This window comes from Vibrio sp. Hal054 (assembly GCF_037162405.1).
Classification (GTDB): domain Bacteria; phylum Pseudomonadota; class Gammaproteobacteria; order Enterobacterales; family Vibrionaceae; genus Vibrio; species Vibrio diazotrophicus.
In genome coordinates this window covers 1,601,702-1,625,420 of sequence record NZ_JARLUT010000001.1, presented here as the reverse complement: position 1 = coordinate 1,625,420, position 23,719 = coordinate 1,601,702, and the positions used below count along the sequence as shown (strand labels likewise).

24 protein-coding genes, 4 pseudogenes and 1 riboswitch are annotated in these 23,719 nt (G+C 40.9%); of the genes and pseudogenes, 22 read left to right on the top strand and 6 right to left on the bottom strand.

The genetic code is table 11. The features are described from left to right. The first annotated feature begins 213 nt into the window (after positions 1–213). A complete protein-coding gene (locus P4S58_RS07475) occupies positions 214–858 on the top strand; it encodes a prolyl oligopeptidase family serine peptidase (protein WP_102966513.1) in 645 nt (214 codons plus the stop codon). Between the two features lie 485 nt (positions 859–1,343). On the opposite strand, the pseudogene P4S58_RS07470 reads toward P4S58_RS07475, so the two are convergent. The 3 genes and pseudogenes from P4S58_RS07470 to P4S58_RS07460 all read right to left on the bottom strand — a co-directional run bounded on the left by P4S58_RS07470 (position 1,344) and on the right by P4S58_RS07460 (position 4,317). Next, positions 1,344–2,279: pseudogene (locus tag P4S58_RS07470) on the bottom strand (IS110 family transposase). A 361-nt stretch (positions 2,280–2,640) separates the two neighbouring features. Further along, positions 2,641–3,033, bottom strand: coding sequence for a hypothetical protein (locus tag P4S58_RS07465; protein ID WP_337163421.1), 393 nt, complete (start codon positions 3,031–3,033; stop codon positions 2,641–2,643). Further along, on the bottom strand, positions 3,034–4,317 hold the full coding sequence (locus P4S58_RS07460; protein ID WP_337164536.1) for a hypothetical protein: 1,284 nt from the start codon (positions 4,315–4,317) through the stop codon (positions 3,034–3,036). A gap of 486 nt (positions 4,318–4,803) precedes the next feature. Between P4S58_RS07460 and P4S58_RS07455 the strand changes: the two are divergent. From P4S58_RS07455 to P4S58_RS07445, 3 genes and pseudogenes are all read left to right on the top strand, one after another. Further along, positions 4,804–5,729 (top strand): annotated as a pseudogene (locus tag P4S58_RS07455) (hypothetical protein). After that, the gene (locus tag P4S58_RS07450; RefSeq protein WP_337163420.1) at positions 5,716–6,144 is read left to right on the top strand and encodes a hypothetical protein; all 429 of its coding nucleotides are present in this window, start codon (positions 5,716–5,718) and stop codon (positions 6,142–6,144) included. The pseudogene P4S58_RS07455 and the gene P4S58_RS07450 overlap by 14 nt, the downstream one beginning before the upstream one ends. Before the next feature lie 225 nt (positions 6,145–6,369). Then, positions 6,370–6,720: a hypothetical protein gene (locus tag P4S58_RS07445; protein ID WP_042482225.1), complete on the top strand. Its 351-nt coding sequence runs from the start codon at positions 6,370–6,372 to the stop codon at positions 6,718–6,720. Between the two features lie 212 nt (positions 6,721–6,932). Here P4S58_RS07445 and P4S58_RS07440 read toward each other — a convergent pair whose 3' ends face one another. Beyond that, complete coding sequence (locus tag P4S58_RS07440; RefSeq protein WP_042482227.1) at positions 6,933–7,265, bottom strand: PBPRA1643 family SWIM/SEC-C metal-binding motif protein; 333 nt, start codon at positions 7,263–7,265, stop codon at positions 6,933–6,935. A gap of 133 nt (positions 7,266–7,398) precedes the next feature. Between P4S58_RS07440 and P4S58_RS07435 the strand changes: the two are divergent. From P4S58_RS07435 to P4S58_RS07375, 13 genes and pseudogenes are all read left to right on the top strand, one after another. Further along, positions 7,399–7,687: pseudogene (locus P4S58_RS07435) on the top strand (YkgJ family cysteine cluster protein). Between the two features lie 219 nt (positions 7,688–7,906). Then, positions 7,907–8,425 carry a phosphoribosyltransferase gene (locus P4S58_RS07430; protein ID WP_337163417.1) on the top strand — a complete coding sequence of 173 codons (519 nt, stop codon included), beginning with the start codon at positions 7,907–7,909 and terminating at the stop codon, positions 8,423–8,425. 102 nt (positions 8,426–8,527) lie between these two features. Further along, the gene (locus P4S58_RS07425; RefSeq protein ID WP_042482230.1) at positions 8,528–9,007 is read left to right on the top strand and encodes a GNAT family N-acetyltransferase; all 480 of its coding nucleotides are present in this window, start codon (positions 8,528–8,530) and stop codon (positions 9,005–9,007) included. Positions 9,008–9,113: 106 nt separating this feature from the next. Beyond that, entirely contained in the window at positions 9,114–9,731 is a 618-nt protein-coding gene (locus P4S58_RS07420; RefSeq protein WP_337163415.1) for an HAD family hydrolase, read from the top strand. A gap of 187 nt (positions 9,732–9,918) precedes the next feature. Continuing rightward, a complete protein-coding gene (locus P4S58_RS07415; protein WP_102966521.1) occupies positions 9,919–10,314 on the top strand; it encodes a GFA family protein in 396 nt (131 codons plus the stop codon). 122 nt (positions 10,315–10,436) lie between these two features. Beyond that, positions 10,437–10,796, top strand: coding sequence for a MerR family transcriptional regulator (locus P4S58_RS07410; protein ID WP_102966522.1), 360 nt, complete (start codon positions 10,437–10,439; stop codon positions 10,794–10,796). 48 nt (positions 10,797–10,844) lie between these two features. Continuing rightward, positions 10,845–11,420 carry an NAD(P)H-dependent oxidoreductase gene (locus P4S58_RS07405; RefSeq protein ID WP_337163413.1) on the top strand — a complete coding sequence of 192 codons (576 nt, stop codon included), beginning with the start codon at positions 10,845–10,847 and terminating at the stop codon, positions 11,418–11,420. A 234-nt stretch (positions 11,421–11,654) separates the two neighbouring features. Continuing rightward, a complete protein-coding gene (locus P4S58_RS07400) occupies positions 11,655–12,194 on the top strand; it encodes a hydrolase (protein WP_337163412.1) in 540 nt (179 codons plus the stop codon). A gap of 124 nt (positions 12,195–12,318) precedes the next feature. Beyond that, a pseudogene (locus tag P4S58_RS07395) lies at positions 12,319–12,899 on the top strand (DUF1294 domain-containing protein). 167 nt (positions 12,900–13,066) lie between these two features. After that, entirely contained in the window at positions 13,067–13,528 is a 462-nt protein-coding gene (locus P4S58_RS07390) for a lipocalin family protein (RefSeq protein ID WP_337163411.1), read from the top strand. A 65-nt stretch (positions 13,529–13,593) separates the two neighbouring features. Beyond that, complete coding sequence (locus P4S58_RS07385) at positions 13,594–14,019, top strand: N-acetyltransferase (RefSeq protein ID WP_269350684.1); 426 nt, start codon at positions 13,594–13,596, stop codon at positions 14,017–14,019. Between the two features lie 134 nt (positions 14,020–14,153). Beyond that, positions 14,154–14,612, top strand: a complete 459-nt coding sequence (locus tag P4S58_RS07380) for an exoribonuclease R (RefSeq protein ID WP_102969804.1) — start codon at positions 14,154–14,156, stop codon at positions 14,610–14,612. 38 nt (positions 14,613–14,650) lie between these two features. After that, complete coding sequence (locus P4S58_RS07375; protein WP_269350685.1) at positions 14,651–15,451, top strand: PhzF family phenazine biosynthesis protein; 801 nt, start codon at positions 14,651–14,653, stop codon at positions 15,449–15,451. Positions 15,452–15,458: 7 nt separating this feature from the next. Here P4S58_RS07375 and P4S58_RS07370 read toward each other — a convergent pair whose 3' ends face one another. Both P4S58_RS07370 and cobD read right to left on the bottom strand, forming a co-directional pair. Then, positions 15,459–16,322: a GHMP family kinase ATP-binding protein gene (locus tag P4S58_RS07370; RefSeq protein WP_337163409.1), complete on the bottom strand. Its 864-nt coding sequence runs from the start codon at positions 16,320–16,322 to the stop codon at positions 15,459–15,461. Next, on the bottom strand, positions 16,315–17,394 hold the full coding sequence (cobD, locus tag P4S58_RS07365; protein WP_337163408.1) for a threonine-phosphate decarboxylase CobD: 1,080 nt from the start codon (positions 17,392–17,394) through the stop codon (positions 16,315–16,317). The genes P4S58_RS07370 and cobD overlap by 8 nt, the downstream gene beginning before the upstream one ends. A 348-nt stretch (positions 17,395–17,742) precedes the next feature. Beyond that, a riboswitch (cobalamin riboswitch) is annotated at positions 17,743–17,943 on the top strand. 107 nt (positions 17,944–18,050) lie between these two features. Between cobD and P4S58_RS07360 the strand changes: the two genes are divergently transcribed. The 5 genes from P4S58_RS07360 (at position 18,051) to P4S58_RS07340 (ending at position 23,655) form a co-directional block, all read left to right on the top strand. Then, positions 18,051–19,418 (top strand): cobyrinate a,c-diamide synthase, encoded by a 1,368-nt coding sequence (locus P4S58_RS07360; RefSeq protein ID WP_337163406.1) that lies wholly within the window; start codon positions 18,051–18,053, stop codon positions 19,416–19,418. Beyond that, positions 19,418–20,368 (top strand): adenosylcobinamide-phosphate synthase CbiB, encoded by a 951-nt coding sequence (cbiB, locus tag P4S58_RS07355; RefSeq protein WP_337163405.1) that lies wholly within the window; start codon positions 19,418–19,420, stop codon positions 20,366–20,368. Before P4S58_RS07360 ends, cbiB begins: the two co-directional genes overlap by 1 nt. Positions 20,369–20,590: 222 nt before the next feature. Beyond that, on the top strand, positions 20,591–21,520 hold the full coding sequence (locus tag P4S58_RS07350) for a homocysteine S-methyltransferase family protein (protein ID WP_337163404.1): 930 nt from the start codon (positions 20,591–20,593) through the stop codon (positions 21,518–21,520). Between the two features lie 369 nt (positions 21,521–21,889). Next, entirely contained in the window at positions 21,890–22,627 is a 738-nt protein-coding gene (locus P4S58_RS07345; RefSeq protein WP_269350694.1) for an EAL domain-containing protein, read from the top strand. Between the two features lie 311 nt (positions 22,628–22,938). Then, a complete protein-coding gene (locus tag P4S58_RS07340) occupies positions 22,939–23,655 on the top strand; it encodes a GntR family transcriptional regulator (RefSeq protein WP_337163403.1) in 717 nt (238 codons plus the stop codon). Positions 23,656–23,719: the final 64 nt, after the last annotated feature.

Here is a 23,719-nt window from a genome sequence, read left to right as displayed (position 1 = left end):
GACTGTATAATCATAATGTATTTTAAATTATGCATTTGGGTGCAAACATCAACTTCAACGCAACCAGCTAACAAGGCGCTTAAGTCGGACTGCAAACCTGTGGCGGTTTTGGTTCAATTGGCTAGTGTGTTTACGGTGTTTTTTTAGAGTGGAGAGGTGGTTTGCAGCCACTTAGCTTAGCGTTAGTGCCAAGGCTAATGTACTAGGAGAGTCATGTCTAAATTAAAAGAGTTATGTAAAGAGTTAGAAAACCGATTTTCAACTAAGTTCTTTGTATATTTGCCAAAAGGATACAATGAAAGGGATGAGAAATGGCCGCTAATTATTTCGCTGCATGGCAGTGGGGAACGAGGCACCGATCTAGAATTGTTGAAGAAAGAAGGGATGCCAAAGCTGATCGAGGAGGGCGTTGAGTTTCCTTTCGTAATGGTCTTTCCTCAATGTGAAAAATTTTCAGCTTGGGAGCCTGATAGAATTAAATTGTTGGTTGATGAGATTGTAGACACCTACCATGTAGACCAATCTAGGCTATACCTTACCGGTTATAGTCTTGGAGGATACGGAACTTGGGCTACCGCAATTAAGTACCCCGATCTGTTTGCTGCAATAGCCCCAATTTGCGGTTTTGCGATGTTAGGTGACGTTGCTAGACTCTCAAAAATTCCGGTCTGGACCTTTCACGGTGAAAATGACGAAGTAATGCCGTATAAGTTCACAGAGGAAATAGCTAATATCATTAACAAAAATGGCGGTAATGCCAAGTTTACTCTTTATAGCGATACTGGCCATAATTGCTGGGATGAAGCGTATAAAAGTGAAGATCTGTATAATTGGTTTACCTCGTATAAAAAGCACTAACAAGCCAATTCACCCGATTCCACAACCGCCGCGCGATTTTTGCGGGGTAAAAATACGCGCCTCGGTTGTTCCACGGGTGATTGGGGCGTTAGCTGGAAAATTAAAAGAGCAGTTTTGCTCCGGTTATGTGGTTCGAGTTTTACACCTGAACGTTCACGTTTTTCAACTATCTCGCCAGTGGCACTTTCATTTAAGTGGTTGAATTCGGCCAAGCTGTTTTACTTCTAATTGTGTTTTTGTTGAGTTCTTTGGTGTGGTTTTTTTGAAGTTGAAAGTGGTCCGTGACCAAATTCGTCTTTCGCTTGCTATAGTGAGCTTCATCGTAATTTGTCTTGGTCCGTTATGTTTCGTGGGCTAGGTTTCAGTTTTATAGCTGTCCCTTTTACATTATGGCCGTATAGTCATAATGTATTTCAAATTAGGCATTTGGGTGCAATCATCAGGCTTCAGCGCAGCCAGCTAACAAGAGACTATGGCGTCAATAGTTAATTTCTGGCGCTATTGTTATCCCACATTACACCGTCTCTGAGCATCGAATTTAAGATCACAACCATCTTTCTCATACCGGCAACTATCGCCACTTTTTTGGGTTTTCCTACCGCAAGTAATCGTTCATAAGTCATCTTAAACACAGGGTTACATTGTATAGCTGACATCATGGCCATATAGAGAACTGTCCTTACCTGTGTTCGACCTCCTTGGATAATTCGTTTGCCTTTGTACCGACCACTTTCCTTGGTAATGGGAGCAACGCCTATAAGAGAAGCAGCTTGTTTGTTGGTGATATAACCAAGTTCAGGGACATTGCTGATGAGCGAAACTGCAACGATTTTCCGTACGCCAGGCATACTTTGTAAAAAGGTATTTTTATCTCGTTATTCGGGGCACGTATCGATGAGTTTTGCGATCTTGATTTCAGTTCTTTCAATCTGATTTTTGAGAGCAGTAAGGGTAGGTTTTATTGATGAGGCGATAGCCTTTGGTAAGACTTGCAACCGGTTCTTTTCCATAGTTTGCATAGAGAGTAGTTGATTGGTCGAGTAACTAAGTCACTCATTAAACGTATGTTTTCACTCTTTAACTGTGTAAGTTTTGGTTCAATCGCTTCGGCATAATGTGCGATAAGAGCAGCATCTAATCTGTCGTTTTTGGCTCTTTTCCCTATCGCTCCAGCAAAGCGTTTAATGTGAAGTGGATTGGCAATAACATAAGGTAATTTCGCTGGGCATCTCTAGGCGGCCAGTGGCTTCGATAACAACGCGTTTAGGGCAGTGTTTCTTAATGACTTTAATCGCTTCGTTGATCCCCTTGTCAGTGTTCGGTACGTTGAAGTAAATATCGAGAGGGCGGATGTAAATGTCTAATTGTGACTTACCAGTTTCAACGCCGACATTAATGTTTTGAAGTGAGTTTGTATTCATAATAAGCTAACTCATGCTTGCAAATGCGGGCTCGAGACCCAGAAGACTATTCGAGTGTGGTGCTTGGAGTTCTATCTGGCGTTCGTACTTGTTACCGGTCTCTCGATAGAGGAGCCAACATTTAATCGAACTACCAGATAGAGAACTTTAGTTGCAGCTAAAGTCTGGGTCTCACCTTACCCGATTGGAGTACTTATTATCCATACAAGCATTTATGTGGGATTCACAACGCTTGGCAGTTTTGGTTTAAATTGGCTTTAGTGTTTACGGCACAATGGATTAGGTTAGGTGGTGGCGTTGTTCACCCCTTAAGCTTTAGAATTATGGAATTATGGAATTATGGAATTATGGAATTATGGAATTATGGAATTATGGCCATCAATTTTGCTAACAATATGAAAAAGCCAGTCCCCCAAAAACTCCAATAGCCTAAAGAATTGATCCACATAAAAATTTTAAACTTAACAGACTTTGTTTTCACTCGACCTTTTATAAATGGATAAGCTAGACAGTAACTGGTAAATCTACTTGATATCGAATATGGCATATTATGATTTAATCTCATATTCCCATTATTGTCATAATATTTATCTAGATCTTTTGCTAATTGCTTATCGATAAAAATAATATGTTTTAAGCTACCTAAAGATATGACGGAAAGAATTATTGCTCCAGGGATGGCCCAAGCAATTAGATAACAACCAGCTATAAGAGCAGGAATTATCACTGTTAAATCAAATATTGAATGTTCCATCTATTCAATCGCCAATTCATATAATGAATAAATTCCATCGGAAAACTCTTTTCCAAGAGTTGAACCTAATATTCCCCCCGCAGAGCCCCCTGCTACAAACGCACCTATAGACGCAACTGCAATTACAGGGGCTGACGCTGTTCCAAGTAGAAGTAAGACACCTCCAACTGCCCAAGTCGCCATTTTCCCGCCAACATATATTCCACCTAGGAAACCGACAGCTTCACGGCTTATTGTTTTGCCACAGTTCCCTGTGCTATCAACTTTACAAGCCTCGTACATATTATTCACGCCGCTTGCAGCGCCAAGAACTAATCCAACGTAACCAACGCCTTTTGCTGCTGTTATGCCTATAGACACGTTAGCAATACGTTTCCCGAGGTTTTTAACAAAACCTGTTTTCAGGATTTCATCAGAATGGTGAATGACAGATTTTGTTGACAGTTTTAGGTTGCGTTTTACTTGTGTGTAAAGTGGCAACTTGACACTGCGTTTAGATAAACCCGCAAATGAACCATCTAGCTTTATAAAGAGCTCTGCACGACCTGCTACAAATGTGCCGTAATTGATACCGCCAGTTCTGGTAGCCATGGCAACTTGAGAGGTATACAACTCATTAATTTCTAGTAAAACCGAATTGATATTGTGCAGGTGTTGAACAACACCGGATGATGCCATACCGACACCTAACGAGGCATAAGCGTAATAGTCACTAGGTAGACCATCTTGCTTAATTGCCGCAAAAGTTTGGTTTGCATAGTGATCTAGTAATTCTAAGTGTCGGTTTACTATTGCTACTTGTTCATCGGTTAGCTTTGCTAGCTCGTCACTAGCTGCTTTTGCGTCTTCTTGTAAATCGGCTAGTTCTTTCTTTTCTTGCTCAGTAGTCGGTTTGGTAGTGGAAACAATGACAATTTCCCCTTCTCTGACGGGATCATTGAGGTGAGCATTACATTGTTTAATAAATTGCTTCTGGTCTTCACTGGTTTCAGCAGTAAATAAGTCCGCCCAAAGTTGCGCTTGTGATTGAGTAACGGTGTTTTGCATCCAACCCAACATAAATTCTTCGGTATTCTTTTGTTGGTCTTGAAGCTTTGCCCAATCTTTTTCTGACTGTTCTAGTCGCTCTTTACGCTGACGTTCAACTTTTTCTCGTGTTGTTTCTTGGGTAGGTACAGGCTTTAGTAACGATTGAACACTGGGCACGGAAGAGCAAAGTGGTGCAAAGTTACGAGCTCCAGCGGCTTTCAATGCCGCAGATCCTTTCTCCCACTCACGACGCATATGGCATGATGAGCAAGTGCAAGTAATGGGGTCTTTCCAAAAAGGGCAGCGGTAGGGTGTTGTCTTGTCATAAGTTTCGTATATGGGCATGTTTTTTCTCAGACGTTTTAAAATACACGTATCTTAATTCCAAATGTGCACAGGTAAAAATTTGCCCAGGAGATACGCTTCAGTATGAATTTAGACTGATTTCATGAGGTTTTAATTAGCTCTCGTATTACAAGAAGTGAAGATGTGTTAAACGCTTGGCGGTTTAGGTTTAACTTAGGTTTAGCGAATCATGCAGAACGTATTAGTTACCCTTACTGTGTTCAGAACCAATACACTAATCGTCATGTTTTCTATCGAAAATTCTTTATATCTTAGAAGGCAATTTGTTGCTCGTGAGCATGTTTTTGCCCTCCGTTTTTTCGCGTTATCATGCAGTTGCAGCGAATAGCAAGTGAAGGTATCCCTAAGATGGTTCGAGATATGAGTTCGTATAATATGCGTTGGATAGAGGGAGATACTTTACCCGAATCTCCTAAACGTAAACTTTCTCCCAAAGAGAGATACTTAAAGCAGCTACAAGAGAATCATCGACAATCTGAAGAAGCGTGGGCTTATGTTCAAGCAAACGAAGAGCGTTATGCCTTACAAAGAGCAGATGTTATGGCTCGCCGGAATGCTTCACAAATGTTTGATGATTCTCTTCAAGATACGCTTAGATCAGAATGTTCGCTAGAAGAGGAAATGGCGAAGAATCATCAACATGTGCTTATTGCTGACTTAGAAGATGCTCACAAAATTTTGCACAATATATGGTTGGAGTCTGGTCGTGATGTTGTTGCCATTGCCACAAGCATCAATACTTCTAAATCATGGTTCAACCATACAGAACCGATGTTTAATGCCCATTCTATCGCTAAGCAATTTGGTGATATGGGTATTAAAGCAGATTTAGTTGAGAGTAAAGGAAAAACCTTTGTAGCATTTTCTGGTACGGATAAAAATGGCAAAGCCTTAAAACATGCCTTTGTAAACGGTACTCGCATCAATATGAACGGCAAAAAGTATCCATTGAACTCGTATCCATGCAAGCAGGATTCAGTCCCAAATCAAAAGCGTCCAACTTTAAAGGTGCAGCCGCATTAACGTTTGTGGTGTCTGCAAGCTTAGCGACATCGGATCTTGTGTTTAAGGATGATTATCACTTGGTTAATTGGTTTGGAAATGTGGGCTCCGACATGTTTAAAGCGTTAGTACAATTTGGGGCTGGAGAGGCTGCGTTGTTTGCTGCTGCATTCTATGGCGCATCAATCCTATCAGGATCAGTCATTGTTGTTTTAGCATACGTTCTTATAGAGGTAGTGTGGGCAGAGAACAAGATATCCGACAAAGTTGTAGGAGGAATTAACAGTGCACTTGAGTAATAAAGTCAGAGTTGTTGGCGCTGCTCTTCTTTTGTTCATCGTCGGTAGTTGGCTATGGATATGCAAGTTTCTACTAGGTGATTATCTGGCACTTTTGAACCATGAACCTATAGTCCGTTTGTCTGTAATTACGCTATGGGTTCCTATTGGTGCTATGGGAGTATTATTGACTATGTTGGTCATGTCTCCTAAGGCGCTAATTAGGGGGAAAAAGATAAATGAAGTTTATTCCGCTAAAGCAATGCAATTAGCTAACAAGGTTTGTATGTACTTTGCATTGATAGGTATAGCCTTCGCGGCAGGTTGGACATATCACTCTATCGATTTATTAGAACGATATGGATATGTCTACAGCAGAGATTTAACCAACATAACGCCAACGGGTATTCATTTAATGTATGTGCGAGCAAATTAAAACGTACAACGTAGAGGCACCAACATCACGAACAGTTTAATTCGGGTTCACAATGGCTGGTGGATTAGCTTTAGTGATTACGGCGCAACGTTTAAGTGTGTTGGTGGCAGTGAACACAAGTTATTAGAGAGTTGTTATCAACTCATTATTATCAGGGTTCAGTAAAGTTCTGTATCTAGGGAAGCAGGGGTTCTATATACTTCCTTATTTCAAAGGAAAGTAAAAATGGAAATGATCATTGTCTCTTCTGAACAACAGAAGCGTCTCATCATGCTCTTTAGTCGTACTATCTCAAAAATGCCAGACAAAGCTCTTCTAAATGATTTGGGTTCGTACCAAGTTAACTCTACAGTTTATCCAGCTTTCAAAGCTGCCTCGGATCTTCGAGTGGAGCGTATCAAACTGCCATTTGGGGATGATAAAAGAGCGTCGCTTGAAGGGGGAGATTTCCTTTATCGGTATTTGTCTCGAGGCTATATTTGCCTTGGCGATTTCAAGGGACAGCCTAAACCCGACTTAACACAATGGGGTGTTCGCTCAGTTCGTAAACTACCTAAAATTGGATTTGGTTTATAAAATTGGCTGCTAAATAGTTAGCTGCAAAGTTCAAGTGTGGTTTTCGTGTTTACGATGCAAAGATCTGAAAGGTTTTGTTAAGGGACAGTGTTACTTACGCCTTAATGTAGCGTTTTACAAATTTAACTTACGTGCAGAGCCCCGAGTCAATATAGGTAACTGATTTAAAAAAACCGTCACAAGACGGTTTTTTTAACGTAATTACAAAGAGCTTAAGCACAGCACTTTTTGTACTTTTTTCCGCTTCCGCAAATGCATGGTTCATTGCGGTTTGGTGTTTTGTCAAAGGTAACCGTTTTAGGTTTATTCAATAGCGTATCTAATTCAACCGTGTTCTCCGGTTGCTCCGAGTCCACGACAATATGAGCCACAATAGAGTGCTCAGACAGCAATGTTTCGATCTCTGCTTTACGAGCTAGTGTTGGGACGACAACATTGATTGGAGACTCCTCAGTGCCTGCTTTTACATCACGCTTTACGTTGTAGCCTGAAATAACGTGGTTTTGTCTAGCATCGATTCGACCTTTGAAAAATAGTTTGGACATTTGCAACTCACTGATAGGTTGGTGTGGCGTAATTGGGTCGCGATTATACGGAACTATTACATTTGATAAAGAAGTTCCTACCATATGTATTGGATTACGCTATCATGCGCAATTGACCAAATTGTAGTGATTCATGATTATACCAACAAAAAATCCTTCTTCTTCAGATGTATCTTGCTCAAATTGCAAGGCATGTTGTTGTCGTCTCGAAGTTATGATTATTTCAGATACTGGCGTGCCAGAAGAATTTATCCAACGTGACCAGTATGGGGGAGACAATGATGCGACTACATGACGGTTGGTGTTCTGCTTTAGACCGAGATACTTTAATGTGCTCAATTTATGAAAATCGTCCTTGGATATGTCGAGAATTCGAAATGGGCTCTGACGAATGCTTGGATGAGCGAGTTAAATTACTATAAAGCATTGATTTAATTAAACATGTTTGTTGCTGGGCTGCTTCCTCGTTACTGAGGAGGTTTCAGAGAATGAACCGTGCAAACTAGTTTAAGAAAGGAGTAGACTGCTTTCCAACACTTAGAATTTTTAGATTACGGTTGAATGTTGTATTTACGACGTAAGGGGTTAGGGTATGTGGCTACGCAGCCTAATACTCTATAAGTCAAAAATAGGAGCAGAGTGTGAAATCTAAGCATGTTGGTGAACTAGTCTTGAGTGAACAACAAATTCGAGATGGTGTTGAAATAGTCGCTGAAAAACTTAACAGACAGTTCTCTGAAGCGGTTGTTATTACAATTGTGCCAGGTGGTATTTTGTTTACTGCTGATTTGGTTCGTAAATTAAAGTTCGACATCAAAATGGACTATATATCTTGCCCACATACTCCCGGAGACAGCAATAATCAATCTGCGATTATATTCCATGAGAATATCCCACTCCTCGGCAAAGACGTCATTATGGTAGACGATGCAATAGAGTCTGGTGGCACAATGAAAAGGTTAGTTTCTTATATTCAAAACAACTATGAAGTGAGATCACTTTCAGTTGCTACGTTGTTTGTTAAGCCAGGTCGTGTCGATATACCAGTGACACAATACTACGCCTATGAAATGACAAATGACGATTTACTTGTTGGGTATGGTTTACCTTGGCAAGACGAATTAAGGAATATTCCTTACATATCGAAATTAGTGAAATAGTCTTCCTATAGAATAACTAGATAGTTAGTTCGGATCCTTAACGTTCTGTAGTTATGGATCGCGTCAAATGCGCGCTGAACTTATCGCATAAAAGGAACAAATATGGTTGTGCTCAGACAAATGCAGCAAGAAGAGTTTCCGGCTTATTGCCAGTATTTTATCGATGATTATAGTCAGGAAATAGCTGCGAATTATGGTCATTCTATAGTTCTAGCAACAGAGTTGGCTGAAAAGGAACTGCATCGTTGCTTTCCTGATGGTCTCAAAGGTAGTGAGCATTCATTGTTATGCATTGATGCTGAGGTTAATGGACAGTTGAATCTTGTTGGTTATTTGTGGCATTCAATTAATGCTACAGAACAGTCTACCTTTATATATGACTTTTTTGTTTCCTCTGAATACCGTGGCTTGGGCTATGGAACTGAAGCTATCTCAGTTTTGGAAAAACAGTTACGAGAAGTCGGCGTTAATCAAATAAAGCTAAGAGTGGCCTATCAAAATGATCGAGCCCTCCAACTGTATAAAGAAATCGGCTTTGTTATTACTGGCTTTAATATGGCAAAGAACATCGCTACGTTGTAACTGCTACATCTTTTGAATCAGTTTGCTTATCATTTTTCCGCAGTTTTGGTTCGACAAACTGAGTCAGTTTTTACCCTTTAATGTGATTTTTTAAAAGGAGTATTAAATGAGTTCTGTTGAGATTAAAAACGTCGTTTTCGACATCGGCAATGTTGTCGTTCGTTGGTCTCCTTTGGAGATTATCAGGCTCACATTTGGAGACAACAACGCTGTTGAAGAGAAAGCGAAATCAATATTTCAGTCTGAAACTTGGCTTCGTTTGAATAAAGGTCAAATAACAGAAAATGATGCGAAAGCTCAATATAAGGAAGCTCTAGGGTTAACTGAGTTAGAGTGTGAGCGCCTGTTTTATTACGTGAAACAAACTCAAATACTCATCCATGGCTCTGTTGACCTAATTAAACGCTGTAAGTCTGCGGGCTTAAATGTTCTAGCGTTAACCGATAATGTTCATGAAATTGTCTCCCACTTAAAAAACACCTACACATTCTGGGAATTGTTCGACGGGGCAATAGTTTCAGCAGATGTAGGATTATTGAAACCTCAGCCAGAAATCTACCAGACTCTGCTTTCTCAATATGAACTAAAAGCGTCGCAAACAGTGTTCATAGATGATATGCCATATAACGTGAAAGGAGCAGAATCAGTTGGTATAGCAGCAATCCAGTTTGAAAATGTTTCCCAGTGTGAACAAGCTTTAAGATCATTAGGTGTACAGATTTAATGGTATAACAACGTTTGCTACGAGTTTACTCTGGTCAATTTCTGTTTTGTTTTTTAGGCTTTTCCTTGGCTGGGCAACTTCGTTACTTCTGTTGTGCTTACATATTTAAGTACTGTTGATTTATACAGTTTCATGCTCTACTGTTTGTAGCGTTAAGTCTTTAAACCGCAAACAGGAGAATATGATAATGATTAAAGGAAGCTGCTGCTGTGGAACCGTTCAGTTTGAGCTGAGTGAAAAACCAAGCATGATGGGCACTTGCCATTGTTCCCGCTGTCGTAAAGTTGGAGCCAGTACATTAGTTTTTGTAAATTCTAATTCTTTCAAAATCACTAATGGTAGGGATAAAATCGCGACCTACAAGGCTGTTGAACCATATAAATACAATAGATGTTTTTGTTCTGTTTGTGGGACGTCACTTGGTGAGGTGTTATCTGATGTTAAGTCATTTCCAGTTTCAGCGAACTGTTTCGATGGTGAACTGGATATCGAAAATCAGTTTCATGAATTTACGTCTGAAAAGCCCAAATGGTTAAAAATTGGCGATGATGCGAAACAGTTCTGTGAGCATCCAGAATTCTAGGCTCTTTAGTTCAAAAACTTTGCGCTATACAAGTATTCAACGCTTGGTGTTTAGCGTTGAATTAAATACGTTTTGCATAAGCAGCGTCATGCCTGAACTTGACTAAAAATAAGGAATTTCATGTGTTTATCAATGAGGCATCTAAACAAACGGGAGCGACTCAAAGAGCAATAAGATTATATGAATCTCTCGGGTTGTTGAGGGTTTCAAGATCAGGAAAGTATCGGGTTTATACTCAAGAAAATATCAATCTCATAAATATAATTAAAGAGGCTCAAAGTCTTGGTATATCGCTTGCCGAATTGGCTAAATTGAAAGGCAAGCAAGATGATTTTGACTGGAAATTGGTGAGTGATTTTCTGATTCAAAAACAACAAGTGGTAGAACAGAATGTAAAAGAGTTAGAGCTTCAAATTCAACGTATTAAAAGTTATCGAATTTCGATTGATAAGTGTGTTCAAGAGCTTGACTCTGACCTATAGGTAAGAGTCTAAACTGCATTTTTCTATCTATATCGGATGTGCAAGTTTATGAAAAAAGTATTGGTTATCAATGCCAACCCCAAGTCTACTAGCTTATGCAAATCGTTGGCGGAACGATATATCTCTGTTGCGAAAGAACACCACACCGTTGAACAAATTAATATCGGTGATTTGAATTTTGAAATAAGTTTAGACGAGGGATATGACAGAGTTACTGCCTTGGAACCCGATCTATTGGAATTTCAGCAGAAGATCCAGTGGTCAGAACATGTTGTTATCATCAGCCCCGTATGGTGGGGAACGATTCCTGCAAAATTTAAAGGTGTAATTGATAGAACCTTTTTACCCGGTTTCTCATTCAAATATGTAGAAGGAAAATCATATCCGGAAAAGTTGCTGAAAGGACGTACTTCAGAACTCATTATTACACTCGATAGCCCACCTCTTTGGTATAAGTACGTAAAAGGGAATGCAATATATAAACAGCTAAAGCACTCTATTTTGGACTTCTCTGGTATTAAAAATATATCTGCAACTTACTTTGGACCCGTTATCCATTCTAAGAGCAATCATAGGAAAGATTGGTTGAATAAAGTTGCCAAGTTAGCGCGCAATATAAGTTGAATGATGTACTAGCTCAGTTTCCTTTTAATCGGGAATGTTTAGCCAGCCATGAAGTGAATGAAATAGCGCCAATAAACGTTTCGGTGAAACGATGGTTCCTTATTTAGAGTTTGGCTAATACCATGGTGTTTGTGAATAATCACCATTATGCAGTAATTTCACATTGTTCTTGAGTGGTGCGTGTCTGATTATCAGTATGGCACTAACAGTAATTGGTTTGGCAAAGGAGTGTGCATGCTTAACAAGGAAAATACTGGGCTTATTATCGTAGATGTTCAGGGTAAACTGGCCAGATTAGTGTCCAACAGTGATGCTGTAGTATCAAACTGCGCAAAATTAATTAAAGGAGCTCAAGCTCTTCGTTTGCCGATCGTTTGGTTAGAACAAAACCCAAACAAACTGGGTCAGACAGTTGAAGAGTTGAAAACTCTACTGAATGATCGCAACCCCATAGCTAAATTTACTTTTGATGCCTGTCGAGAGCCCAATTTTGTAGAAGCTATTAAAACATCCGGTAAAACCTCGTGGTTGATTTGTGGGATTGAGGCGCATATATGCGTCTATCAAACGGCTATCCATCTCAAAAAAATGGGTTTTGAAGTGAGTTTAGTCTCTGATTGTGTTTCTTCTCGTGACCAATCGAACAAAGATCTTGCGATACAAAAATTAGCTGGTTCAGGTGTCGATATTACTGGGTTAGAAATGTGTCTCTACGAGTTAGTTGAAGATTGCCGCGCACCAGAGTTTAGAGAGATCCTTAACTTAATTAAGTAGATAGTGAATCAATACCATGAGCTTCGAGTAAACTAAACGATACTTTATGAGCTTTGATGACTATGTGTAATACTTCTGAGTGGTTGATTACGGAATGTCTGATTTGAAACAGGGATAGGAAATGATGAAAGGTCAAATCATAGAATGGAATGATTCCAAAGGTTACGGTTTTATCTCCGCATTGAATGGTGAGCTCAAAGTTTTTTTCATATTTCATCAGTTAAAACTTCGCATCAACGCCCGAAGCTAAATGACAAAGTATTTTTTGAAGTCGATGAAGATGATAAAGGACGCTTTAATGCAGCAAACGTAGTGATAGAAGGATCATACGGTTTTCCTGTCACAGTATTGTTCGGTTTTACCTACTTAGTTGCAGTGTTTGCTTCCGTTTTTCTCTTGGAGGGCGAATGGTATCTGATACCTATTTATATAAGTTTAAGTCTAGTCACTTATCTGATGTACGCTTGGGATAAGAAAGCTGCTCAGGAAGGGGCTTGGCGCACCCCAGAGAAAACACTTCATTTACTCTCTTTGGCTGGAGGTTGGCCTGGGGCACTACTGGCTCAATTCCATTTACGCCACAAGTCAAAGAAACAGCCTTTTAAAACGATTTTATGGATGACCGTCTTTTTGAATATCGGCGGTTATGTTTGGCTGTTTACCGAAACAGGAAGAGAAATTCTTAAACAAATATCATCTATATAACCGCGTGAATCTTGCTTCCTAAAATCGAGTGAAGAAAAAGTATAACGACATCATTAGGCTAAAGTGTTAGAAAAATAAACGAGTTAAGAAACATTTGATTTTTTGGAGGACTCTGTGAAAAAAATTTGCTCATCATTAGCTCGTTAATTTTAGGTGGCTGTTTGGGAATGCCGCAAACAGTAAAGCCTGTTACTGACTTTGAACTTCAAAACTACCTTGGCAAATGGTATGAAATAGCACGTTTAGACCACTCTTTCGAAGAAGGATTAAGTCAAGTAACTGCTGAGTATTCTCTTCGTGATGATGGTGGAGTGTCTGTGCTGAACAGAGGCTATTCGGCAAGCGATGATGAATGGAAAGAAGCAGAAGGGAAAGCTTACTTTGTAAATAGCGAATCAGAAGGCTACCTCAAAGTTTCTTTCTTCGGTCCTTTTTACGGCTCTTATGTGATCTTTGCTTTAGAACGTGACAACTATAACTATGCATTTATTTCAGGCCCGAATACCGACTACCTTTGGTTGTTGGCGAGAACGCCAACCGTAGAACCTGAAGTTATGACTAGTTTTGTCCAAATGGCGAAAGAGCGTGGTTTTGATACAGATAAGCTAATTTTTGTTGAGCAGGAATAAAACCTGTTTGACTCAAATGCTATGCCAAGAGCGTTCTCAATATGTCGATGAAATAGAGTTTAAAAATGATTAAAAAATACAGCGATAACGATCTAGATTCCGTCATCGAAATTTGGCTAGAAGCTTCGATTAAAGCTCATAGCTTTGTACCGGAAGATTTTTGGCGCTCGCAAATAGGCAATATGCGTGACCTCTACATTCCTGCTTCAGAAACCTACGTTTATGAACTTGACTCTGAAGTTGTTGGTTTTTATGCATTGTATGAGGACAACCTAGCTGCAATCTTTGTCAAACCAGAACTGCAAGGTAAAGGTATTGGTAAGCGGCTCATCAATCACGCTAAAACTTTACGTCAAACAATAGACCTTAATGTGTACAAAGAAAACCAAGCGAGCTATGACTTTTATCGTTCGCAAGGTTTCAAAGTGGTGAGCGAGCAAACCGATCCTCATACTGGGCATCAAGAGTTCACCATGAGTTTTAACGTATAAGCGGTAAATGACTTTAAACTGAGAATTTCCACTCTATGCTGAGCTTGGTTTGATGTGTTATTCAAAAAGGGTGGTAAACCTAACGCTAAAGATTAGAATACGCGCTCAGAATAACTATCCGCCAGAAGACCACTATGATTCGTGACTACACCTTTGACTGCCTTGTAACTATGCCTCGCCATGAATTAGAAGAATTCAGCGTCAGAATGATCAGCAAAATGGTTCCTGAAGACGTAATGAATGAAATCTTTACGTTTGAACAAGAAGAAGTTGATAGTGAAGAACGCATGATGTCAGCGCGTTTAGATGCAATGCTGCGTATGACAGCCATTGCGCTAAGTGAAATTCAGCAAGCTTTTGATGATTCAGAAAATGCTAAACAGAACAGTGAAAGAATGACTCGCTTAGTTCTTTGGCACTTCTACGCAATATCTTTCAATTTGGAGCAAGCGATCACGCTTGAAACACATTGCGAACTGGTTGAACAGCTACTCGCTAAAGCGCCCGTCGATGCATTTGGTTGGGTCAATGCGCTTACAGAGCTGTTACACACTTATGCGGATATCAACGCAAAGCAAAATCCTCAAGATTAGATTAATTATCAAAGCCATTGGAAAATAAGGAAATATCCGTGGAGCTATACGTATATCAAGTTGACTCATTCACTTCTGAAGTTTTCAAGGGAAATCCTGCAGGTGTGTGTATTACCGATACCGTGCTAGAAGAATCGACAATGCTCGCTATTGCGGCTGAAATGGCGGTCTCAGAGACCGCATTTTTGGCGGCAGACACAATGCAGTTACGTTGGTTTACTCCTGAGGTTGAAGTGAAGCTTTGTGGTCACGGCACCCTAGCGGTTGCGCATGTTTTGCAAGAACAGGGGCTGTATCAAGTTGGTGACTGTATTGAATTTAATACTCTATCTGGTGTTTTAATGGCTGAGTTGGGAACTGAAGATATTCATCTTTCATTTCCTGCTCCTGAATTAGAGATGGATGTGGAAATTGACCATCAACTCATTGAACGTTTAGGTATATCAACGTCTCAGATTGTTGACTACGGCAGCTTCGATTCTAAACAGTTAATCGTTGTTAATGACGGAGCACTCTTACATCAACTTAACCCCGATTTTAGTGGCTTAGTTAACCTCAAAGGTCGAGGTGTTGTTGTTACCGCAAAATCTATAGGTGATTTAGATTTCGTATCGCGATACTTTGCTCCTTGGGTAGGCGTTAACGAAGATCCCGTCACTGGTTCGGCACACTGTGCATTGAGTGTTTATTGGTCAAAAGTTCTCAATAAAACAAAGCTGAAAGCTTACCAAGCATCACATAGAGGTGGTTTTGTTGACGTAGAACAGATCGACGCCAAAACAGTAAAGCTTTCAGGAAAGGCGGTGACGGTATTACAAGGTCAGATGCGGGTTAGATAAAGCTCGTTTAGCGAACACCACCATCAACCATCTTACATTGATGAAAATATGGGTAAGAATCTCTTATTTCCAGATGTTCCATATCGAAAATAACGTGTTCAATGTCGTGCTTTTTCGCATCAAAAAGCAGCCCAACCACACTGCCACTATGAGCAACATTTAACCCGTATAGGTCGTGTTTTTCGACGATGTTGAGTAGTTGTTCAAAGCGAGGTTTAGGCAAAATGATCTGGCTTTCGATGGCGCTTACGGTTGCTGCTTTGCCAAGTAGACTTGGATTGTGACACCTAATGGCATCTGCCAGATCTGTATTCGCCGTGTCTAATTTCAATGAAGAATTCATCAATGAATGACGGTGATCCACTTTGTGGTAAGCCGCAGTATCTAGCTGTATTGGGCTTTCCAATACCAACACATTAAGATTTGTCATCGAACCGTATTGTGCTGCCACAATCCCTTGGTTGTGATCAAATAAGGTTAGGGCGTTGAACATGGTGCTGTCGGTAGGTTCGAGTTGAGCGCAAAGGGCAGCAAGGTGTTCTGCTGTGTAGTCACACTGAAAGTAGCGATAGGTCGCTGCCACCGTTGCCGCTGTATCGGCGGTACTGCTAGCCATACCTTTAGCAACAGGAATTGTGGATTGAAAATCGATCTTTAATTGTTGAGATTCAGCGCTTGGGATATTGAGCTGCTTTAGAGTTAACTCCAAAGCTTTGCGCATCATCGGTCTTTGATTACTAAGCGAAGCCAAGCCAGAGCGGACTTCGACGGTACTAAACCAATCAATAGGGCAAGACACCAACTTTTCACCGCCGGAAATCCATCCTTGAATCAACTCTCCGCATGAAGCTGGGCAGCTCGCTTCAGCCATGATTAAACACCTTTTTGAGGGCTGACACTAATCGTTCGTTATCTGGTCTGGATTTAATCGCCACTCGGTAGAAGCTCTTATCTAAACCAATGTAGTTAGCGCAGCTACGAATCAAAATGCGGTGTTTCATTAGCTGTGCTTGCAGCGTTGACTGACTATCTGAGTGTTTAAAAAAGATGTAATTCGCCGAAGGTTTGTAGGGTTTGATTTGCTCAAACTGTTGCAATTCACCCAATAGATAACTTTGCTCTTTGGCAAGCCAGTCGTAGGTTGCTTGGTGATAGGTGATGAAATCAAATAGTACTTCTCCTGCCAATGCAGCAAGAGCATTTATTGTCCATGGTTCTCTTTGTTCTCGAATCAGTTGTAAAAGCTTTGCGTCGGAAGAGAGCATGTATCCCAAACGTAAACCGGGCAAGGCATAAAACTTGGTCAGTGAACGCAAAATGTAAAGATTGGAGTGACAGGGCAGATATCTACAAAGACTCTTAGTCTCGGGCATAAAGTCGAGAAACGATTCATCGACAAAGAGCTTGATGCCCATGACGTCACAACGATTTAAGATTTCAATCAGCAAATCCGGATCGGGTTGCAGCCCTGTCGGATTATTAGGTGTACATAAGAACAGGCAATCAAGATCCGGTGAAAGAGCGGTGAGAATACGTTTGGTAACGCGAAATTCTTCCTCTTCACGCAGCAAGTAGTTTGTGATTTTGCAGCCTACGCGAGTGAGTGCACGGCGATACTCGCCAAAACTCGGCTCAACGAGCAGTGCTTTTTGGGGCTTTACATATTGCGCCCAAAGAAATATAAGCTCAGTTGCGCCATTGCCAGCAATCACATGGCTTTGTGAACACTGATGGTGACGAGCCAACTGACGATGCAGCAGGTGGTAATCAATATCGGGATATTGCTCTAAGCGCGATAAGTTTTCTACAAGTAGATGCTTTAATCCTCCGGGCATACCCAGAGGATTGATGTTTGCACTGAAATCAATGACATCGCTTGGAGCGAGACCAAATTGATTTGCCATTTGCAGGACATTACCGCCGTGTTGTCCACTTATCGCCATATTAGTTGCCTTTAAGCTATATCGAGTTGAATTTGTGTTAGCTCGTTAATTTAACGACATGGGCTTAAACAAAAGTGTTGCATGTTTCTGTACAACGCCGCCAATCTCAATTAATGCTGGCGCAAATTAACATATTTGAAAATTCCGCAATAGCAATAAATTACCATTTGTATGTTTTCATCGACTCTGTAAGATGCTGTTTTAAATACTTGTTTAGGTTAGCATCATAAGTTATTACCTTGAAGATGACGGTTTTGTAAACATTCATTGTCATGGTAGCCTGATTTTACTTACAACAAGCCTATAGTGAAATTTAACAACAGGATATGTAGTAGTTTTAGTTATCGAAACAAAACATTTCAATTTGGTTATGCCCTAGAACGGGTATATATCCCTCATGGGATTACGGAAGTGAGGTGAGAATCCTCCGCAGCCCCCGCTGCTGTAATGCTGACGATTTGGTTATACCACTGTTTTATCGTTTAAAACGGGAAGGGACCAATAAGGTTGACGCTAAGCCAGAAGACGAATCAAGTTGAACTCAATCAATAACTCCTTCGGTGGGAAGAGAGTGAGAGAAGCAGGTTCCTGACACCAAGATCCTACGACTTTTCAACCGCCTACCGTCCATTCAGAAACGTAATTGAAAGTGGACTATGAAAGCATTACTTATAGCGGGTACAAACAGCGGAAGCGGTAAAACAACATTCACATTAGGTTTATTAAGAGCCTTATGTCGCCGTGATCTTAAGGTTCAGCCTTTTAAAGTGGGCCCAGATTACATTGATACCGCGTGGCACAGTAAAGTTGCCAATGTTCCATCGCATAATTTAGATTCCTTCATGCTCGATGAGGAGACTGTAAACGCTTTATTCCATCAACAAACACAAAATGCGGATATCGCAGTGATTGAAGGTGTCATGGGATTATTCGATGGCTATGGTACAGATCCATACTATTGTAGTAGCGCGGGTACAGCTCGAGCTCTATCTTGCCCTGTTATTTTGGTTGTTGACGGCAAAGCTATGTCGACATCGGCCGCAGCCATTGTTATGGGGTTCCAACAGTTTGGCAAAGAGATCAACATTGCAGGGGTTGTCTTCAACAACGTTAACTCCGATGGTCACTACCAACTTCTAAAACAGGCTGTAAAAACCTATTGTCATATCCCTGCGTTTGGCCGGTTACCTAAGCTTCCCAATGTTGAACTTCCTTCTCGTCACTTAGGTTTGATGACCGCGCAAGAATCACAAAATATGGATTCTCAATGGGATGAGCTGGCCGATGCTATTGAGCAGTATGTCGATGTTGATGGATTGCTTAGTGTTGCTCGTTCTGAACTTCATCAAAGTTCTTCTAACACGGTTTATCAAACGATTGAAGGTAAGGGAAAAGGGCTGACCGTCGCAGTGGCGATGGACAAAGCATTTAACTTCTATTACCAAGCTAACCTCGATTTGTTAGCCAGCAGTGGAGCTGAAATCCTATTTTTTAGCCCTCTGGCTGACTCTAAGCTACCTGTATGTGATTTAGTGTATATCGGCGGTGGCTATCCAGAGTTATACGCTGAGGAGTTGTCAAAAAACACCTCGATGTTGCAATCGATTTTTGCAGCTCATCAAGCCAATTTGCCAATTTATGCTGAATGTGGTGGTTTGATGTATCTGGGTAGTTCGCTGTCTGACAGTGAAGAAAAAATCTACCCCATGGTTGGGATTTTATCTGGTCAAAGCATCATGACGAACAAACTGAGTCGCTTCGGATATTGCAATGCTAAAGCAGACATAGACACTTTGTTATGTGTTTCTGGTAATGTGTTACGCGGTCACGAGTTTCATTATTCTGATTTTTATACGGATATGGAACCGGCATTTACGCTTACTAAAGTTCATGAAGGTGAAGTGGTTGCAACGTGGCGGGGAGGCTATCAAGTTGGCAATACCTTGGCTATGTACTTGCATGTTCACTTTGCACAGTCACCAGAAATGTTACTTGAGTGGTTTGCAAGAGCGCGGAGCTTGTGATGGCGTTGAGCATTTATATCACCGCGTTTTTTATCGACCTTCTAATCGGTGACCCCCAAAGTTGGCCACATCCTGTTCGGTTAATTGGTATGGCCATTTCCAATGTCGAGAAACGACTTCGCCACATATTCAAAAGTAAAGTGTGGATTTACTTTGCAGGCGGGATTTTATGGATATCAATTGTGGTTACTGCCGGATTGGTTACCTGGGCGATAATTCATTTTTGTTATGGCATCCACTGGCTACTCGGCACAGGGGTAGAGTTATGGCTGGCATTCACAGTGCTCGCGACAGGCTGCTTAAAAGATGCAGCTCAAGATGTGCTTGCCCCACTGCGTACTCATGATCTTTCACAAGCTAGACTCAAACTTTCCTATATAGTAGGGCGTGATACCAGTCAACTGGACGAAAAACAGATCACCAGAGCAACAGTTGAGACCGTGGCTGAAAACACCGTAGATGGAGTCATTGCGCCACTATTTTATCTATTTATCGGTGGCGTTCCACTTGCGATGGTCTATAAAGCGGTCAATACGCTCGATTCTATGGTTGGTTACAAAAACGAACGATACAGAGAGTTGGGCTTCGTATCGGCTCGAATGGACGATTTAGCAAACTTCATTCCCGCTCGTCTCTCATGGCTGTTGTTTTCCTTATCAGCTTGCTTGTTAGGGGGCAATGGCAAATCTGCGTTCACAATCGGTTGGCGTGACAGATACCAACATAAAAGTCCAAACAGTGCATGGTCTGAAGCAACTGTTGCAGGAGCGCTTGGCGTGCAACTTGGTGGCCCAAGCAGCTACTTTGGACGGTTAGTCGAAAAACCTTGGATTGGAGATAGCATTAGGGAGATAGAGCCTGAGGATATTGTTCAATCTATTCGTTTAATGTACTTAACGTCGACCTTAGCTCTGGTTCTATTTTCTGTTGCTTATTTCATTCTAATCTAGGGATAACCATTTGAACTCTTTCCACTGCCACAACGAAATCAATCGACGAATTTTGATATCAGTAATGAATTCTCCTCTAATCCGCCAAATTGTTTCGTTGCCACGATAAGTATTGGCTTGGCAAGTGTTCGTTTAAACCTGCAAAAGAGATTGATTCGCCGAACAAGACATATTAGTCTGCAGACGTCTATACATCTAAATAAAGAATATAAGGGAGTTTGTATGTCAGGTCAGCAGTTGGTTACCATATTAGATGGCGGAATGGGCAGAGAGTTGAAGCGTCGTGGTGCGCCGTTTCGTCAACCAGAGTGGTCAGCATTGGCTATGATGGAAGCGCCAGAAGTTGTGGGCGAAGTTCACCGTTCATTCATTCAAAATGGTGCACAGGTTATTACTACCAACAGTTATGCACTTGTGCCTTTCCACATCGGACAAGAGTGTTTCGATTCTCAAGCTGAGGTGCTAGCAGACAGAGCAGGCAAGGTAGCCAGAGACGCGGTCATTGCTGAAGGTAAGCAGACGTTAGTTGCGGGTTCTATTCCTCCACTGTTTGGCTCTTATCGTGCAGATCTCTATCAACCTGAAAATGCTGAAAAGATTGCGTCGCCACTTATCAAAGGGCTCGATGCTCATATTGATGTATGGCTAGCGGAAACTCAGAGTCTGATTGCAGAGTCCACTACGATTTATCAGCAGGTAAGGGCGCTGGGCACTGGAAATAAACCGTTTTGGGTTTCTTTTACTTTAGATGACAGTGAGAAAACGGAAGTACCTAAGCTTCGTTCTGGTGAGACGGTTAAGCAAGCGGTTGAAGCTATGGCTGCACTGAATGTGAACGCGATTTTGTTCAATTGCAGCCAACCTGAAATTATGGAAGACGCTTTGATTGTTGCAAGGACGACATTGGAATCGCTTGATGCCGAAGGAATTCAACTTGGCGTTTATGCCAACGCATTTCCCCCAACAACAAAAGATGCAACAGCAAATGATGGTTTAGATGAACTCCGTGATGATCTCAATCTAACCGTGTACGCAGAAATTGCAGACAAATGGCACAAACAAGGAGCGAGTTTGATTGGCGGCTGCTGTGGCATAGGTCCGGAACATATCAACGAATTGAGCAAACATTTTGCCGCTTACCTACGTTCATGAAAACTGAGTGGACAAGAGAAACTTCAAATTAAGAGCAGTAAATTAACTAAACAATTTATTCGCTACTAATATCAGTTGGTTATAAGGGAGGGTTAACCTGCTTAGCTCTCCCTACCTTCCGTCTCATCATAAAGTCCTTTCTAACGGCTCTTAATAAGTGTGATCGAAAGGCAACATATCCCCCTTGATTCAGAGACTTGGTATTTAATCCTTGTTCAATAGGTAATGAATACAAATTGTGCCCTTTGCTAAGCGAACATCTAATAGGTTTTGCTTAAATGTCTTCTAACAGCTAACTTCAATATAAATAACGTCTTAAAACTAAAAGATATGATGGATAAAACAGTTAAACCTGCGGATCACAATAAAATGTCATGCAAACAATGTTTAGAGAATAAAGATCTTGGTTTTGATTTTACGATGGCGTTTCAGCCATTAATTCAATACTCGACCAAAACGGTATTTGGTTATGAAGCTCTAGTCAGGGGAACACAAAATGAATCGGCCTTCTCTGTCATTGAGAAGGTAAATGATGAAAACAGATATCGGTTTGATCAACTTTGTCGAGTTAAGGCAATTGCCTTAGCGTCAAAGCTTAATATTGATTCTGTGTTGAGTATCAACTTCCTGCCAAATGCTGTGTATCGACCTGAACTTTGCATTCGTACCACGTTAGAAGCCGCGAAGGAGTATAACTTTCCAATCGAAAACATCATGTTTGAATTTACGGAAGTAGAGAAAGTTAAAGATCATGAACACATAAAACACATTGTTGAGTGTTACAAAAACTTGGGTTTCAGAACGGCGATAGATGATTTTGGTTCGGGTTACTCAGGGTTAAATCTTCTGGCGGGTTTTCAAACAGACATCGCTAAACTGGATATGGAGTTAATCCGAAACATAGATAAAGACCCTGTTAAACAAGTGATCATAAAACACTGTTTAGCTATGTTCGCAGAATTGAATATTACGCCACTTGCAGAGGGTATAGAGACCAAGGAAGAGATGATTTTCTTGAGAGATGCCGGTATTGATTTAATGCAAGGGTACTATTTTGCCAAACCCGGATTCGAATCCCTTCCTAGTGTCGATTTTACTTTTCTTTGATTTTGTTCGTTATCAAGCTTTGTTCTCATACAAAAGGTCTGTTCACTGATTTATTGTCGACACATTTTGTTTTCTATTGATAGTGTCGACAACTCACTTTCTCCCTATAAAGATAAACACTTCACTTAATCATTTAAATACAATTAGATAGGTTGTTTTTATCTTTTTTATGATCAATTGCTAATGTTATACCTTAGTCTAAGTTGTCGACAATTGGCTTGATTGTCGACAATCTTATCGGCTAAAGTAACTTCATTCCTTGATGAGCGTTTAAGCAACAGAGCGCTGAACAAGCAAAATGAAGAGATAACATGAACAGTGAATTAAAAAAGCCAGCCAACAGCGACAAAGAAAATACCAAGTCAGAAAACCTGACTGAGTATTTGATTGAAGCGATTGTAGAAGGTCAGATTGCTCCCGGTAGCAAAATCTCTGAACCTGAGCTCGCGAAACGCTTTGAAGTAAGCCGTGGGCCTTTGCGTGAAGCCCTAATGCGAATAGAAGGTTTAGGGTTAATCGAGCGCATTCCACATGTTGGCGCGCGCGTTATTCAATTCTCATCTGAAAAACTCGTCGAATTATATGCAGTGCGTGAGGCATTAGAGGGTATGGCGGCTCGACTTGCTGCACGCAATATCACCGAAATCGAAATTGCAGGCTTAGAAACACTATTGTCGACACATTCGGCACATATTGATCAAGTAGACGGTGCCTCTTACTTCCACCAACAAGGTGATTTTGACTTTCACTATCGCATCATAAAGGCAAGCCGTAACAGCCAATTGATTTCATTGCTGTGTGATGAGCTGTATCACTTGCTGCGCATGTATCGATATCAGTCGCCTCGTGCACAGTCTCGTCCTGTTGAAGCGTTGGACGAACACAAATTTATCCTGCAAGCCATTCGAAATAGAGATGAAGAGCTGGCAGAAATGCTGATGCGTCGCCACATATCAAGAAGCCGACGTTTAATAGAACAACAAATTTTGTACTCAAACGACTTGGATTCGCAGGTAGGCGACAAGTGAATGAGTCTCCATGAGCATAGGTTGCTATGCGATTGGGGCGAGTGAATGCAGTCGCTAACTCTAA